The sequence below is a fragment of the Shewanella sp. 10N.286.52.B9 genome, assembly GCF_002873635.1.
GTDB lineage: Bacteria > Pseudomonadota > Gammaproteobacteria > Enterobacterales > Shewanellaceae > Shewanella.
This window is the reverse complement of record NZ_MCTY01000221.1, coordinates 1-13,836: the sequence shown is the minus strand read 5'-3', so window position 1 is coordinate 13,836 and position 13,836 is coordinate 1. Positions and strand designations below refer to the sequence as shown.

Below are 13,836 nucleotides of genomic sequence, written 5' to 3'. Positions count from 1 at the left end.
CATTCCCGTAGCGAATAGTAGATGTGGAAGTTAAAAAGATAAATTGAATGAAAATTTACCCTGATAATAAAAAAGCATGACTGATAAAATCAATCATGCTTTTGAGGGGGTTATAAATTAATTTATAAGTTAAGCTTCAAAATCTCCAGATACACAATACAACCTTTAAAACCAATCAGGTTGCATATCAAAACTTGTACTGTCAGAGGTTAACAAAATGGTTGACCAGTGCTCAATTTTCGGTAGTTCAAATCGATAAAAATATTGCTGAGCCTGCAGCTTACCTTGATAAAAGTTTTCATCTGCTTGATGCGGCTTTTTACTGAGTGCTTCTGTGGCTACTATCGCTTGTTTTAACCATAGCCATGCAATAATAATGTGGCCAAACAATTCCAGATATTTAACTGAGTTGGCTAATGCTAAGTCTATATTTTCAGTCGACATTGCCGTTAATACTGAGTCAGTAGTAATTTTTAATAACCTTACTGCATCACTTAACTGACTCGAAAACACTTTTAAATTTGGGTGTTTTTTTGCTACAGCAATGGTTTTAGTTATTTCGTCCAATGTTGCTATATAACCCTGCATCTTGTTCATAGGCACTTTACGGGTCATTAAATCTAATGATTGAATGCCTGTTGTGCCTTCGTGTATCGGATTAAGACGGTTATCACGATAGAACATTTCCACAGGATGCTCATTAATATAACCATGGCCTCCCATTACCTGAATCGCATAGGAGTTGGCTTTAGGCCCATATTCAGATGGCCAGGTTTTAATGATGGGGGTTAAAAAGTCTAATAGCGTGTGAGCATATTGTCGTTGCTCTAAGGTTGGCGCTGTTTTCTCGTCATCACTTAATTGGGTGCCGTATAACACTAATGATAAAGCACCTTCTGCAATGGCCTTTTGCGCTAATAGCATACGTTTTACATCTGCATGCTCAATAATATTGACCATAGGGGATAACGGGTCTTTACAAGAAGGTAAACGACCTTGTGGACGGTTTTTGGCATAATCAACTGAGTACTGATAACCGGCGACAGCAAGTACAGCGCCACTCATGCCGACCATGATGCGGGCTTCATTCATCATGTGAAACATGTATTTCAAACCGCAATGTTCTTCACCCACCAAGTAACCTATTGAACCATTTTTTTCACCAAAACTCAGCGCCGTTGAGGTTTGCGCCCGGCCGCCCATTTTATGAAATAATCCTGCCAATGCCACTTCATTATCGTTACCGATTGTGCCGTCTTCATTTAATAAAAATTTAGGGACGACAAAAAGTGAAATACCTTTTACCCCTTGCGGTGCGCCACGGAGACGGGCAAGCACCAAATGGACGATATTTTCACTGAGATCGTGATCACCGCCCGAAATAAATATTTTATTACCCGTTATGCGATAACTGCCATCTTCAGCTTTAATCGCTTTGGTGGTTAAATCCCCTAAACCAGAGCCACTTCCCGGTTCAGTCATCGCCATGGTACCCATGAAGCGACCTTCACGCATTGGTTTAACCCAGGTTTCAATCAGTTCATCACTGCCGTGGGCTTCAAGTAAATTGGCGTTTGCCGTTGTTAGCATGTTGTAACCCATACCTACGCCCCCAGCCACACTAAGATAAGCGCCAGCTGCACTGGCGACAATTGGCGGCAGTTGCATTCCACCGACACCGTAATCTGCGGTGGCTGCAGCAATACCTGATTCATTGACGGCATCAATAGCAGGTTTTAATTCAGGTATGAGATGCACTTTAGTGCCATCAAATGTCGGTTGATGTGTATCTAACTTTTGGCGAATGGGAAGAAAATGCTTCTCTGCAATGGCTTTAGCGGTATTAACGACTTCATTAAATGTTTGTCGATCATGATCTTGGTAACGCTCACGAGTAATCAAAGCCTCACTATCAAACAGTTCATAAAGCATAAATTCAAGATCGCGTTGATTCATTAAACTAGCTGGCATAATTTGTTCTCTTTATTGGTCAAAAACTCGCTGTAAATCCTGTAAAACAGTGATTCCCTAAGCGTGACTAACTCACTCTGGCTAAAAGTTGCCTTTTAAAGGGCTGATACTCCGCCATCTACTGCGATACATTGGCCTGTCATATAGGTATTTGCTGGCGATAGCATCATCAACATCACCGCGACTATTTCTTTGGGCTCACCGAGGCGTTTCATAGGTGCGCCGCGGCTCATTTTTTGTTGCTGCTCAGCATCTGCAAAATTGGTGACCATAGGGGTTAGCGTAAAGAATGGACAAATTGCATTAACCCGTATATTGGCGCGGCCATATTCAACCGCAGCGGTTTTGGTTAAGCCAATAACCGCATGTTTTGCCATTGAATAAGCACTGCCTAATGCCGCGCCGCCAATACCCGCCATAGAACTGACATTAAGAATGACCCCTTCTCCTTGGGTCAGCATTTGTTGTATTTGATGACGCATGCCAAATTGCACACCTTTAACGTTTACCGCAAATTGGCTATCCATAATAGATTCATCTATCTGATGAAACGGCATAAACTCATGGGCAACCCCGGCGTTATTGACTCCAATATCTACACGACCAAATACCTCCATGGCAGTGTCTACCATTAATTTACACTGGTCATTTTTTGAAACATTGCATTTCATGGCTAGAATTTCTGCGCCTGTTGCCGCAATATCATCTGCCACTTTATGAACACCTGCTTCATTGATATCGCTGATCACTAGTTTAGCGCCGCGATTTGCTAGTTCTTGGGCAAGTAGTTGTCCAAAACCTTGTGCCGCCCCGGTTATGATGGCGACTTTACCGCTAAAATCTAATAATGGATCCATGAGATAACTCCTGTAATTCGTGGTTTATTTGGTTATAGCAGTGAAAGCTGCAAGTTATTTTTGGGCGATTACTTGTAGGGCCATTTTTGCTAACGGTTCGACAAATGCGCCGACTTTATTAGCATTTTCGTTTGATGCATTGCCTTGGGATGCGCGTTTAGCAACGCCTTGAGCAATAGCGGCTAACCTGAAGAAACTAAATGCCAGATAAAACACCCAATTTTCAATGCGCTCGATACCCATTCTTTGGCAATATCGGGCTACATATTCCTCTTCGGTAGGGATACCTAAACTAGTACGATCGACACCTTTCAATCCGTCGATGCTACCCATACCTGCAGGCATTCTTAGTTGCATACATTGATAAGCTAAATCAGCATACGGGTGGCCTAACGTTGATAATTCCCAATCAAGCAGTGCAATGACCTTGGCTGAGTCTTTGGCAAACATCATATTGTCTAGGCGAAAATCGCCATGGACTAGACAGCTTCGACCGTCATCATTAGGTAAATTCGCTTCTAGCCATTGGCTTAGATCATTCATCGCTTTAATGGGGGTAATTTCAGTCTGGCGGTATTGAGAAGTCCAACGGGCTAATTGACGCTCAAAATAGTTACCTGCTTTACCATAATCACTTAACCCTACCTGCTCGACATCAACACTATGCAGCGCTACCAATACTTTGTTCATTTCATCATACATTGCTGTACGTTGCTCATTCGTGGCGATGTCAGATAAAGATGCACTCCAATACACAGTGCCATCGCAATACTCCATCACATAGAACATCGAGCCGATGATGTTTGGGTCCTCACATAAGTGATATACCTTTGCGACTGGCACCTTAGTATCTAGCAATGCTTTGATCACTTTATATTCGCGATCCACAGCATGGGCTGACTTTAGCAACTTGCCAGGTGGTTGCCTGCGCAGCACATAGTTACCTGTTGCCGCTTGCAATTTAAACGTCGGGTTAGACTGGCCACCGGCAAACTTTTCAAGCGTAATGGGACCCTTAAAACCCGCAATATGGCGCTCTAGATACTGAGTTAATTGTTTAAGGTCTATTAAATTATCGTCTAACATTGGCAATTCTCTTTTAGACCACTTAGGGTCAATAGTTAACTTAATTTAGTGTCGCGAATCAAAACCACTTCACCCTTTTGATTACAGTCAGGTGATGCCAGATGTTAATTCGCTACCTTCTTAACTAAGTCACGTCCCAGTTGCATCATATGCACCTGATCGGGTCCATCAGCTAAACGTAAGGTTCGTTGCCCAGCCCAAGCATGAGCTAAAAATGTATCTTGGCTAACACCCACAGCCCCATGGCATTGGATTGCACGGTCGATGACATCAAGGGACATATTCGGGGCAACAATTTTAATCATGGCGATTAAATCTTTAGCGGCTTTATTGCCTTCGGTGTCCATTTTTTGGGCTGCTTTTAACGTCATCAATCGCGCTTGTTCAATCTGACAGGCTGACTTTGCAATATCTTCACGTACCGATTGTTGTTTTATCATCGGCTGACCAAACACAATGCGTTCACTGACACGTTTACACATTAAATCTAAAGCCCGCTGGGCGATGCCAACTGAGCGCATGCAATGATGTATCCGCCCAGGGCCTAAGCGACCTTGAGCGATTTCAAAACCTTTGCCCTCACCAACAATAATGTTTGCAACAGGTACACGGACATTGTCAAACATGACTTCAGCGTGGCCTTCTGGCGAGTCATCAAAACCAAATACCTTCATCGGCCTGACTAAAGTCACACCAGGGGTATCCATTGGTACCAGCACCTGTGACTGCTGTACGTAGCGATTGCTATTTGTTGGATCCGTTTTACCCATCACAATCATAATTTCACATTGCTTGCGGCATGCGCCACTGATATAGAATTTACGGCCATTAATGACATATTCATTACCGTCACGTTCTATACGTAATTCAATATTGGTCGCATCACTTGAAGCGACTTCTGGCTCTGTCATCGCAAAAGCTGAACGAATTTTGCCTTCCAGTAATGGTTCTAACCATTGTTTCTTTTGGGCTTCGTTACCGTAACGAGCTAATACTTCCATATTGCCAGTGTCAGGTGCAGCGCAGTTAAATACTTCAGGCGCCCACATGACTCGGCCCATTAACTCTGCCAGCGGTGCATATTCAAGGTTGGTTAACCCTGCACTATATTTGCCATAGGTAACCGGTAAAAATAAATTCCATAAGCCTTCCGCTTTTGCGATTGCCTTGAGCTCTTCCATTAAAGGAGGGGTTGACCAAGGTTCAAGTTCAACTTGTTTATGCATTGCTGCTTCGTTAGGAAAAATATGTAAATCCATAAATTTGCTGACACGTTTCATTAGCTGCTGAACTTTAGGACTGTATTCAAAATCCATTTTATTCCCCTTTCAATCTGAACATCATTTTTTGCATTACAAACAGTGCAGTACGCAGGTCATGTCGTCAGTTAACAATCAACTAAGCGACATCAGTGATTTTTTGTTAAATGGTTTAATCTCGTCTATCGCATTGGACTTAATCTTATTTACCCACTGCGGATCAACGAGTAAAGCGCGGCCAATACCCACTAAGTCAAACTCATCGTTATTTAAACGGATCAGTAATTCATCAATACCCGTTGGGTTAGATGTGCCAGAAAGATCGGCGTTACCTTCACCGATAAAGTCAGCATCTAAACCAACATTACCCACTGTAATAACGGGTTTATTGGTAAGCTTTTTAGTCCAGCCCGCTAAATTAAGATCTGAACCTTTAAACTCAGCAACCCAAAAGCGTCGGGTACTTGCGTGGAATATATCGACACCGGCATTGCTGAGTAAACATAAGAAAGTTTCTAATTCCTCAGGGGTTTGGCAAAGCTTGGCGCTATAATCTTGTTGTTTCCACTGAGAAAATCGGAAAATAATTGTAAAGTCTGCACCTACAGCTGCACGTATGGCTTTGACAATCTCAACACCGAAACGAGTGCGATTTTCAAGTGAGCCACCATATTTATCATGGCGTTGGTTGGTGCCTTCCCAGAAAAACTGATCAACTAAGTAACCATGTGCCCCATGCACTTCGATAGCATCAAATCCAATATTTTTCGCATCCAATGCTGCTTGGGCAAATGAAGCAACAACGTCATCAATATCGGCCTGAGTCATAGCGACACCATTTTCAGCGCCAGGTTTGTATAAACCAGACGGACTATGGGCAGGCGCTTCTTTATCTGGACCTATGCCTAATTTTCTGACAGACCCCACATGCCAAAGCTGAGGGGCAATTTTTCCGCCAGCGGCGTGTACTTCATCTACCACATGCTTCCAGCCTGCAAGGGCCTTCTCTCCATAAATCGCGGGCACGTTTTCATAACCGTTAGCCGCTTTATGGGAAATAAAGGTACCTTCGGTAATAATTAAACCTACATCACCTTCTGCGCGGCGACGATAGTAAGCCGCAACATCTGCAGTAGGCACATAGTTTGGCGAAAAGGCACGTGTCATTGGTGCCATCACGGTTTTATTTTTTAATGACAAACTTTTGCTGCTGAAAGATTCAAATAGTTTATCGATACTATTATTGGTGTTATTCGGAGTGCTGTTGTTAGAAATAGTGCCGTTGCTTGAAATAGTGCTGTTTTGACTGCTCATAATTTTTTTCCTAACACGGGTTTTTATTGGTTATTGTTTTTAGTTATTTGATGCGAATTGACTGCTATTAATAACGGTTTTGCCATAATCTCGTTAATTAACCGATTAAATAGCCACCATCCACATTAATCGCGGTGCCTGTGGTATAGCTAGAAGCGTTAGAGACGAGATACAATACTGTGCCGGCCATTTCGTCTGGCTGCGCCACACGTTTCATTGGCACGTGATGCATCATTTGTTTGAGGATTTTAGGGTTGTCGACTAATGCCGAGGCAAATTTAGTATCTGTGCCGCCAGGTAGTAACGCATTAACTCGAATATTAAACTGAGCACATTCTTTGGCAAAAGCGTGCGTCATTGAAATTACCGCAGCTTTGGTTATCGAATATATACCTTGATAATCACCCGGGATAACGCCATTAACGGATGCCACATTGACAATAGATCCACCGACACTTTGCTTCATCAATTTAGCGCCTTGGGTAGACATAAAGAAATAGCCACGAATGTTAACGTCGACAGTTTTTTGAAAGGCACTTAAATCAGTATCCATAATGTGGCCGAAATATGGATTAGCGGCGGCATTGTTCACTAAAATATCTAACTTGCCATGCTTTTGTGTAATAGCGGCAAACAGCGAGTCTATTTGTTCCATCTCACCAATATGACATGCAATTGCCTCTGCACTGCCGCCAGCGATAACAATGTCATCGACCACTTTATTACACGCATCAAGTTTTCGACTTGAAACGATAACATGCGCGCCGTACTGGCCTAAAAGTTTCGCAATACTTTCACCAATACCACGACTCGCGCCAGTGACTAATGCTACTTTCCCTGTTAAATCAAATAAGTTGATCTCTGCCATGCTTAATCCCTATCTATTTTTAAGTTGTTTTATGCGGCGTTATCTAAAGGTTACCCAGTCTTCTCCTGCTTGCTCTAAATGACTATAATTATTTAAATAATCGATACTTAGCATCTGTTCTGAAAATAATAATTTAGTAACACTGGTATTTCTAACCTGCTGATTTATCATCAATAATTCTTTATTGGTTAATTTAAGGATATGTTGAATGATGACTGAAATTGTTCCGCCGGAAGTAAATACCAATATATCTTTTGATTTTTTTGCATTGTCATCATTAGCACTAAGCTGGCGTTTAGTGGCCAACTCTTGATCTATTATATTTTGTAGCGCACGGATGCAGCGTAACTTGAACTGTGGCCAGCTTTCTTTATATTCGTCATGTTTATCACTGAACATCCAGCGTTCTAACGCCAGTGCAAATTCTTTTTGAAAGGTTTTATTGGGGTGCTGCAATTTATTGATATCTTCACTCATCTTGGGGAAGTTTTGCCATTGAGGGTGGTGTTTTTTTAAAATATCAACATGGTCAAATTCATTAAAGCCCGAGTGAATAATCATCGGTACTGTGCTGGTTTGATAACCTTTATTAAATCCAGATAATGTTTGCCCATGGCGTAACAGATCGCCACAATAAAACTTACTTGGCTGGGCTCTTGCGCGCCAATATTCACCAAGAAGCTGTGCTTGTTGTTCACCTTTTTTTGACAGCCGATCGTAATCAGCACTTCCAAAAGAAGCTTGCCCATGTCTTATCAAATATATTGCAGCCATATAAATACTCAGTGTGATATTGGGTTTTAAGCAGCGAAACAAAAAACGTTTATTGATGCTTCAATTTGTTTATAGCTTTTAATTACCACCTGCACGTTTATTGACTAACAACTGCTGGTGGTTTAGTTACCTTTGTAATCGGGCTGTTTAAAATCGACTTGACTATGCTAAGGTTGCAACCTAGATTAAACAAATGAATAGTTCTTATACCCTACTATTTATATTTTAAATAGTTAGGCTGATAAATTTTAACCAGCGTAGGTTGAATTTTTTTGATTAAAGTTAGCAATGTAGATTTTTAGCAAGGATGCAATGGTGTCAGCATGAAAATAGATTTAAATTTGTTTGTGGTTTTTGATGCAATTTATTGTGAGGGAAATATTACAAAAGCGGCTTCTGTACTAAATTTGTCTCAACCCGCAGTCAGTCATTCCTTAGGTAAGTTGCGTGCTCACTTTGATGATGCTTTATTTGTGCGACAAGGTAATGAAATGAGACCGACGCCGGTGGCAAAGAATGTTATTGCGGATGTGCGTGAAGCCTTACATCAGCTACAGGTTTGTTTGGTGCAATCAAGGCAGTTTGAGCCGTCAACCTCCCGTGAAAATTTTTCACTGTCATTGCATGGTTCATTAGAACCCTACTATTTACCGCCACTACAGCAAAGTTTATCTAAAGAGTCTCCGACGATAAATCTACGCAGTAATAAACGCGTAAGGCGTAGTGATTTAGAAAATAAATTAGCCAGTGGCGATATCGATTTAGCCATTGATGCACTTATTCCTGTTAGCAATAATATTTTGCATACCCAACTAGAACTAGATCAAGTGGTGGTGGTGGCACGCAAGGAGCACCCTACTATTAATAGCAGCTTAGATTTGGATACTTATTTACATCTTCAACATGTTTTAGTGTCTTCGCGCTCAACAGGGCCAGGACTTGAAGATTTTGAATTATCACGCTTAGGCTTACATCGTAAAATATCATTACGCTGCCAACATCCTTTTTCGGCATGCCGTATTATCACCAATAACGATATGTTGCTCACATTGCCTAGAAGAGCAGCTGAGATGTACAGTGAATTGTTTGATATCAACATTTATCCGATGCCTGTTGAATTGCCGGGCATTGACGTGCATTTATATTGGCATGTGAATGTCGATAAAGAGCCCGCTAATAAGTGGCTTCGTAATAAAATGATTATGGCGGCATCAAATAACTAAACTAACAATTAATTGGCCCGTTAAAAGCTTGTCAGTAACTGAACCTAGACTTAATCAATAATATTGGCTTTGATTTGAAAGTTTGATGCAAGCTGTAGTTAAGCACTGTTAACGTTTTGAGGTACCAACTCGTCATCTACTAATGAAGTTTGACATTCACTATGTCGGTAGTACTAACTTGGTTTAAAGAAGGTGATTTTAGTTTTCATAATGCTTAAATCACCCTAACTCAGAAAACATTTCTATTAAGTTGTTAGGGTTATCGGCAGGATGCTGGCAGTGTATCCGTTCTTTACAACTGAGCAGACATAATTGCCATAACTGTTGCTTTGTTTGAGTGTCTAAACTTCTAAAGTCAGCAACGCACAATTGGCCTGATTGAATTAACTTAGCAAGTTTATCGATGGATATTGAAATGTTTAATTGGGACATACTATTTTCTCAATTGATTTTTTGGCTATTATAACCAATTGAGAATGATTATCAATAAGATTCAGCCTTTATCTTTGACTATTTATTGTCAGCTAAAAAATCAAACCATGTTGATTGCGGCTTTCCGTCAATTGAATAGTTAACTAGCGCGCGCCAAACCATATAATTACTACTACAGGAACCGTAAATAGCACTACCTTTATAGTGGTTAGGATTACTGTTTTTTTCTGCAGTAAGATTTACCGGTATTACCCCCATAAACATGTCTCTTCCTTCGATTCGCATTTTTACATCAGTGACAGGGACGGAAAAGTGTAAATCAATACTCAAAGGTTTTTCACTTGGTGTGAAAACGGGGTTAATCATCAGCATAATGTCGACACTGTTAACATTTAACTTACATACCCCTTGTTGAAATTGGCACAAACTGCTGTCTATTACATCAGATGTTACTGTTTTAGTGTTTGATTGAGGATTACATCCACCTAAAAACACTATAAAAAAAGAGCCAACAATCCATTTTGTTAAAAACTGCACAACTTTTAACCTCTCGATTCATATTGATAACATTATCTTTAGGAAATTGATCTAGATCAAGTTTACACCTAGCTCACATATATCTTTTTTGACTTAGCTCAAGTATCATTGCATTGCCTCGTGATAGTTATAAAAAACATGAGGTAACACCTTGACAATAATTAAAAAAGCAACTCTAAAACAGATACTTTTTTAACCACCTGTCACCCTAAACAGGTAAAGATCTTTCTTTACTAATTTTAAAGTAAAAGTAATAAGCCGTGGAAGCATTATGATGAACCATTCCCAGCCTACAGGCGCTGATTACAATTACACCGTTGTTCGCCAATTTGCATTAACCACAGTATTGTGGGGAATCGTTGGTATGGCAGTTGGTGTATTGATTGCGGCCCAGTTAATCTGGCCACAACTAAACTTTGAAACTCCATGGTTAACGTATAGTCGTTTACGACCTTTACATACGAATGCCGTGATTTTCGCGTTTGGTACTTCAGCCCTTTTCGCAACATCCTACTATATCGTACAACGCACTTGTCAAACCAAACTGTTTGCACCTAAATTAGCTGCTTTCACGTTTTGGGGATGGCAAGCCATTATCCTCTCTGCTGCAATTACATTACCAATGGGTTTCACCTCTGGTAAAGAATATGCAGAACTTGAGTGGCCAATTGATATCGCCATTACCATTGTCTGGGTGAGTTATGCAATTGTGTTCTTTGGTACCATTATCAAACGAACAACATCGCATATTTACGTTGCAAACTGGTTCTTCGGTGCTTTCATCATTACGGTTGCAGTATTGCACATTGTTAACTCAATGGCGGTACCAGTAAGCTTATTCAAATCCTATTCAATGTATTCTGGCGCAGTAGATGCCATGGTGCAGTGGTGGTATGGCCATAACGCTGTTGGTTTCTTATTAACAGCAGGTTTCTTAGGTATGATGTACTACTTTGTACCTAAGCAAGCTGGTCGTCCGGTATATTCTTACCGTTTATCAATTGTTCACTTTTGGGCATTGATTGCGTTATATATCTGGGCAGGTCCGCATCATCTTCATTACACTGCTTTACCTGATTGGACACAAACATTGGGTATGGTGATGTCGCTAATTTTATTCGCACCTTCTTGGGGCGGTATGATTAACGGTATTATGACACTGTCTGGTGCTTGGCATAAACTGCGTACAGATCCAGTATTACGTTTCTTAGTTGTTTCATTATCTTTCTATGGTATGTCTACCTTCGAAGGACCAATGATGGCAATTAAAACCGTAAACGCACTGTCTCATTACACTGACTGGACTGTTGGTCACGTTCACTCTGGTGCGCTTGGTTGGGTTGCGATGGTTTCAATTGGTTCTTTATACCATTTAATTCCTGTGCTATTTGGTCATGGCCGTATGTACAGTACTAGCCTAGTTAACGTCCATTTCTGGTTAGCGACAATTGGTACAGTTTTATACATAGTATCAATGTGGATCTCTGGTGTGATGCAAGGTCTAATGTGGCGCGCAGTTAACTCTGACGGTACTTTGACTTATAGCTTTGTTGAAAGCTTAGAAGCATCTTATCCGTTCTACTTTGTTCGCTTTATTGGTGGTGTGTTCTTCTTAACGGGTATGTTTATCATGGCGTATAACGTGTTGCGTACCGTTAATGCCCCTAAAGACACCCTTCCAGCATTAGCTGAAGCCAAAGCATAAGGAGCAGAACGATGAAATTTAATCATGAAATAATCGAAAAAAACATCGGCCTGCTTGGTATTTTTACTGTAATCGCAATTAGTTTCGGTGGTCTAGTACAGATCACCCCTTTGCTTTTCCAAAAAGATACTACTGAACCAGTTGAAGGTTTAAAGCCGTACAATGCTTTGCAGATTGAAGGTCGTGATATTTATGTCCGTGAAGGTTGTTACAACTGTCACAGCCAAATGATCCGTCCTTTACGTGCCGAAACTGAACGTTACGGTCACTACTCTGTTGCTGGCGAATCAGTTTGGGACCACCCATTTCAGTGGGGGTCTAAACGTACTGGTCCTGACTTAGCCCGTGTTGGCGGTCGTTACAGTGATAAATGGCATGAAGTGCATTTAATCGACCCACGTAGTGTAGTGCCTCAATCTAATATGCCTGCTTACCCTTGGTTAGCAGATACCAAATTAGATGGAAAACTAACGGGCAATAAAATGCAAATCTTAAGTAATTTCCACCCGGATCATAATTTGTATACCGCGGAAGAAATTGCAGGTGCTGAAGCTGCTGTTAAAGGCAAAACTGAACTTGAAGCGTTAATTGCTTATCTTCAGTCTTTAGGTCATGCACTGAAATAAGGAGGCAGTTATGGATTATGGAACATTACAAGGCATTCTAACCATTATTGTTATGGTGGTATTTGCCGGTATTTTCTATTGGGCTTATAGCTCAAAAAGCAAAGCCAAATTTGATGAAGCTGCTAATCTGATTTTTTCTGAAGAAGAAATCGCGACACGCGCTAATAATTCAGGAGATAATAAGTAATGAGTATCTTTTGGAACGTTTGGATTATTTTTCCAACATTATTAGTTATCGCCGGTTGTTTTTTCCTGCTTAGAGCTTGCTCTAAGAACAACACAGGAATTGATGAAGGGGAATCAATGGGTCATAGCTTTGACGGCATTGAAGAACTCAATAACCCACTACCAAAGTGGTGGTCTTATATGTTCTACATCAGTATCGTGTTTGGTTTGATTTATCTAGCACTTTACCCCGGTCTTGGCAGCTATCAAGGGCTATTTGGTTGGACAAGTTCGAACCAAAGTGTTCGTTCAATCGAAGAGTCTAAAGCAGCGGTTGAGTTAGCTACTGCAGAGCAACGCCTTTCTCAGTACGATCGTGAAGTCGCAAGTGCTGACAAGCAATACGGCCCTATCTTTGCTGCTTATTTAGCTACGCCAATTGAAGAGCTAGTTAAAGACGAAGAGGCACTTAAAGTTGGTGGGCGTTTATTCCTACAAAACTGTGCTCAATGTCATGGTTCGGATGCTCGCGGTAGTGTTGGCTTCCCAGATTTAACCGATGGTAATTGGTTATATGGTGGCGATCCTGCAACTATTAAGACAACGCTGATGAATGGTCGTAACGGCATGATGCCTCCTAAAGGCGGATTACCCATCGAAGATAGTGAAATTCGTGGCTTAGCTGAATACGTGTTTAAACTATCAGGACGTGATCATGACGCTACGTTAGCAGCTCAAGGTCAAGGTTCATTCATGAAAGGCTGTTTTGCTTGTCATGGTATGGATGGCACTGGTAATAAGTTTATGGGCGCACCTAATTTAACTGATGATGCTTGGTTATATGGCGGAAGGCGTTTACAAGTTATGCAATCAATTGCAAATGGTCGTTCAGGTGTTATGCCAGCGTGGAAAGATATCCTAGGTGAAGAAAAAGTTCATGTAGTATCTGCATACGTTTATAGCTTATCAAACAAATAGTTACAGCTTGATAACAAAAAAGGCCTCGTTTAAACGAGGCC

At 41.0% G+C, this 13,836-nt stretch carries 14 protein-coding genes; 5 read left to right on the top strand and 9 right to left on the bottom strand.

Going from position 1 to position 13,836, the window contains the following annotated elements; translation table 11 throughout:
* Window positions 1-165 precede the first annotated feature (165 nt).
* The 7 genes from BCU91_RS18735 to BCU91_RS18705 all read right to left on the bottom strand — a co-directional run bounded on the left by BCU91_RS18735 (window position 166) and on the right by BCU91_RS18705 (window position 8,129).
* The gene (locus BCU91_RS18735) at window positions 166-1,971 is read right to left on the bottom strand and encodes an acyl-CoA dehydrogenase (protein ID WP_102532135.1); all 1,806 of its coding nucleotides are present in this window, start codon (window positions 1,969-1,971) and stop codon (window positions 166-168) included.
* A 95-nt stretch (window positions 1,972-2,066) separates the two neighbouring features.
* Entirely contained in the window at window positions 2,067-2,828 is a 762-nt protein-coding gene (locus tag BCU91_RS18730; RefSeq protein ID WP_102532134.1) for an SDR family oxidoreductase, read from the bottom strand.
* A gap of 54 nt (window positions 2,829-2,882) precedes the next feature.
* The gene (locus BCU91_RS18725; protein ID WP_102532133.1) at window positions 2,883-3,914 is read right to left on the bottom strand and encodes a phosphotransferase family protein; all 1,032 of its coding nucleotides are present in this window, start codon (window positions 3,912-3,914) and stop codon (window positions 2,883-2,885) included.
* Window positions 3,915-4,018: 104 nt separating this feature from the next.
* Window positions 4,019-5,230 (bottom strand): acyl-CoA dehydrogenase family protein, encoded by a 1,212-nt coding sequence (locus BCU91_RS18720; RefSeq protein ID WP_102439462.1) that lies wholly within the window; start codon window positions 5,228-5,230, stop codon window positions 4,019-4,021.
* Window positions 5,231-5,308: 78 nt separating this feature from the next.
* Window positions 5,309-6,487 carry an NADH:flavin oxidoreductase gene (locus BCU91_RS18715; protein WP_241904119.1) on the bottom strand — a complete coding sequence of 393 codons (1,179 nt, stop codon included), beginning with the start codon at window positions 6,485-6,487 and terminating at the stop codon, window positions 5,309-5,311.
* Between the two features lie 97 nt (window positions 6,488-6,584).
* Window positions 6,585-7,355: an SDR family oxidoreductase gene (locus BCU91_RS18710; protein ID WP_102532132.1), complete on the bottom strand. Its 771-nt coding sequence runs from the start codon at window positions 7,353-7,355 to the stop codon at window positions 6,585-6,587.
* Window positions 7,356-7,394: 39 nt separating this feature from the next.
* On the bottom strand, window positions 7,395-8,129 hold the full coding sequence (locus BCU91_RS18705) for a histidine phosphatase family protein (protein ID WP_102532131.1): 735 nt from the start codon (window positions 8,127-8,129) through the stop codon (window positions 7,395-7,397).
* 323 nt (window positions 8,130-8,452) lie between these two features.
* On the opposite strand from BCU91_RS18705, the gene BCU91_RS18700 reads away from it, so the two are divergent.
* The gene (locus BCU91_RS18700; RefSeq protein ID WP_102520578.1) at window positions 8,453-9,352 is read left to right on the top strand and encodes a LysR family transcriptional regulator; all 900 of its coding nucleotides are present in this window, start codon (window positions 8,453-8,455) and stop codon (window positions 9,350-9,352) included.
* A gap of 219 nt (window positions 9,353-9,571) precedes the next feature.
* On the opposite strand, the gene BCU91_RS18695 is transcribed toward BCU91_RS18700, so the two are convergent.
* A complete protein-coding gene (locus BCU91_RS18695; RefSeq protein ID WP_102439466.1) occupies window positions 9,572-9,784 on the bottom strand; it encodes a hypothetical protein in 213 nt (70 codons plus the stop codon).
* A 78-nt stretch (window positions 9,785-9,862) separates the two neighbouring features.
* Window positions 9,863-10,321, bottom strand: coding sequence for a hypothetical protein (locus tag BCU91_RS18690; protein ID WP_102476786.1), 459 nt, complete (start codon window positions 10,319-10,321; stop codon window positions 9,863-9,865).
* Window positions 10,322-10,592: 271 nt separating this feature from the next.
* Here BCU91_RS18690 and ccoN point away from each other — a divergent pair, with 271 nt between their 5' ends.
* The 4 genes from ccoN to ccoP are packed head-to-tail and all read left to right on the top strand — an operon-like array spanning window position 10,593 to window position 13,795.
* Complete coding sequence (ccoN, locus tag BCU91_RS18685) at window positions 10,593-12,026, top strand: cytochrome-c oxidase, cbb3-type subunit I (RefSeq protein ID WP_102439468.1); 1,434 nt, start codon at window positions 10,593-10,595, stop codon at window positions 12,024-12,026.
* An 11-nt stretch (window positions 12,027-12,037) separates the two neighbouring features.
* The gene (ccoO, locus tag BCU91_RS18680; protein ID WP_102439469.1) at window positions 12,038-12,652 is read left to right on the top strand and encodes a cytochrome-c oxidase, cbb3-type subunit II; all 615 of its coding nucleotides are present in this window, start codon (window positions 12,038-12,040) and stop codon (window positions 12,650-12,652) included.
* Between the two features lie 10 nt (window positions 12,653-12,662).
* The gene (locus BCU91_RS18675; protein ID WP_102439470.1) at window positions 12,663-12,839 is read left to right on the top strand and encodes a cbb3-type cytochrome c oxidase subunit 3; all 177 of its coding nucleotides are present in this window, start codon (window positions 12,663-12,665) and stop codon (window positions 12,837-12,839) included.
* Window positions 12,839-13,795 carry a cytochrome-c oxidase, cbb3-type subunit III gene (gene ccoP, locus BCU91_RS18670; protein ID WP_102532130.1) on the top strand — a complete coding sequence of 319 codons (957 nt, stop codon included), beginning with the start codon at window positions 12,839-12,841 and terminating at the stop codon, window positions 13,793-13,795. The genes BCU91_RS18675 and ccoP overlap by 1 nt, the downstream gene beginning before the upstream one ends.
* Window positions 13,796-13,836 lie beyond the last annotated feature (41 nt).

What these genes read in the sequence shown, in the direction of transcription:
- BCU91_RS18735 (WP_102532135.1), bottom strand. Translation starts at nt 1,971, where the DNA reads ATGCCAGCTAGTTTAATGAATCAACGCGATCTTGAATTTATGCTTTAT.
- BCU91_RS18695 (WP_102439466.1), bottom strand. Translation starts at nt 9,784, where the DNA reads ATGTCCCAATTAAACATTTCAATATCCATCGATAAACTTGCTAAGTTA.
- BCU91_RS18675 (WP_102439470.1), top strand. Translation starts at nt 12,663, where the DNA reads ATGGATTATGGAACATTACAAGGCATTCTAACCATTATTGTTATGGTG.
- BCU91_RS18725 (WP_102532133.1), bottom strand. Translation starts at nt 3,914, where the DNA reads ATGTTAGACGATAATTTAATAGACCTTAAACAATTAACTCAGTATCTA.
- BCU91_RS18715 (WP_241904119.1), bottom strand. Translation starts at nt 6,487, where the DNA reads ATGAGCAGTCAAAACAGCACTATTTCAAGCAACGGCACTATTTCTAAC.
- BCU91_RS18700 (WP_102520578.1), top strand. Translation starts at nt 8,453, where the DNA reads ATGAAAATAGATTTAAATTTGTTTGTGGTTTTTGATGCAATTTATTGT.
- BCU91_RS18710 (WP_102532132.1), bottom strand. Translation starts at nt 7,355, where the DNA reads ATGGCAGAGATCAACTTATTTGATTTAACAGGGAAAGTAGCATTAGTC.
- BCU91_RS18705 (WP_102532131.1), bottom strand. Translation starts at nt 8,129, where the DNA reads ATGGCTGCAATATATTTGATAAGACATGGGCAAGCTTCTTTTGGAAGT.
- ccoN (WP_102439468.1), top strand. Translation starts at nt 10,593, where the DNA reads ATGATGAACCATTCCCAGCCTACAGGCGCTGATTACAATTACACCGTT.
- BCU91_RS18720 (WP_102439462.1), bottom strand. Translation starts at nt 5,230, where the DNA reads ATGGATTTTGAATACAGTCCTAAAGTTCAGCAGCTAATGAAACGTGTC.
- ccoP (WP_102532130.1), top strand. Translation starts at nt 12,839, where the DNA reads ATGAGTATCTTTTGGAACGTTTGGATTATTTTTCCAACATTATTAGTT.
- ccoO (WP_102439469.1), top strand. Translation starts at nt 12,038, where the DNA reads ATGAAATTTAATCATGAAATAATCGAAAAAAACATCGGCCTGCTTGGT.
- BCU91_RS18730 (WP_102532134.1), bottom strand. Translation starts at nt 2,828, where the DNA reads ATGGATCCATTATTAGATTTTAGCGGTAAAGTCGCCATCATAACCGGG.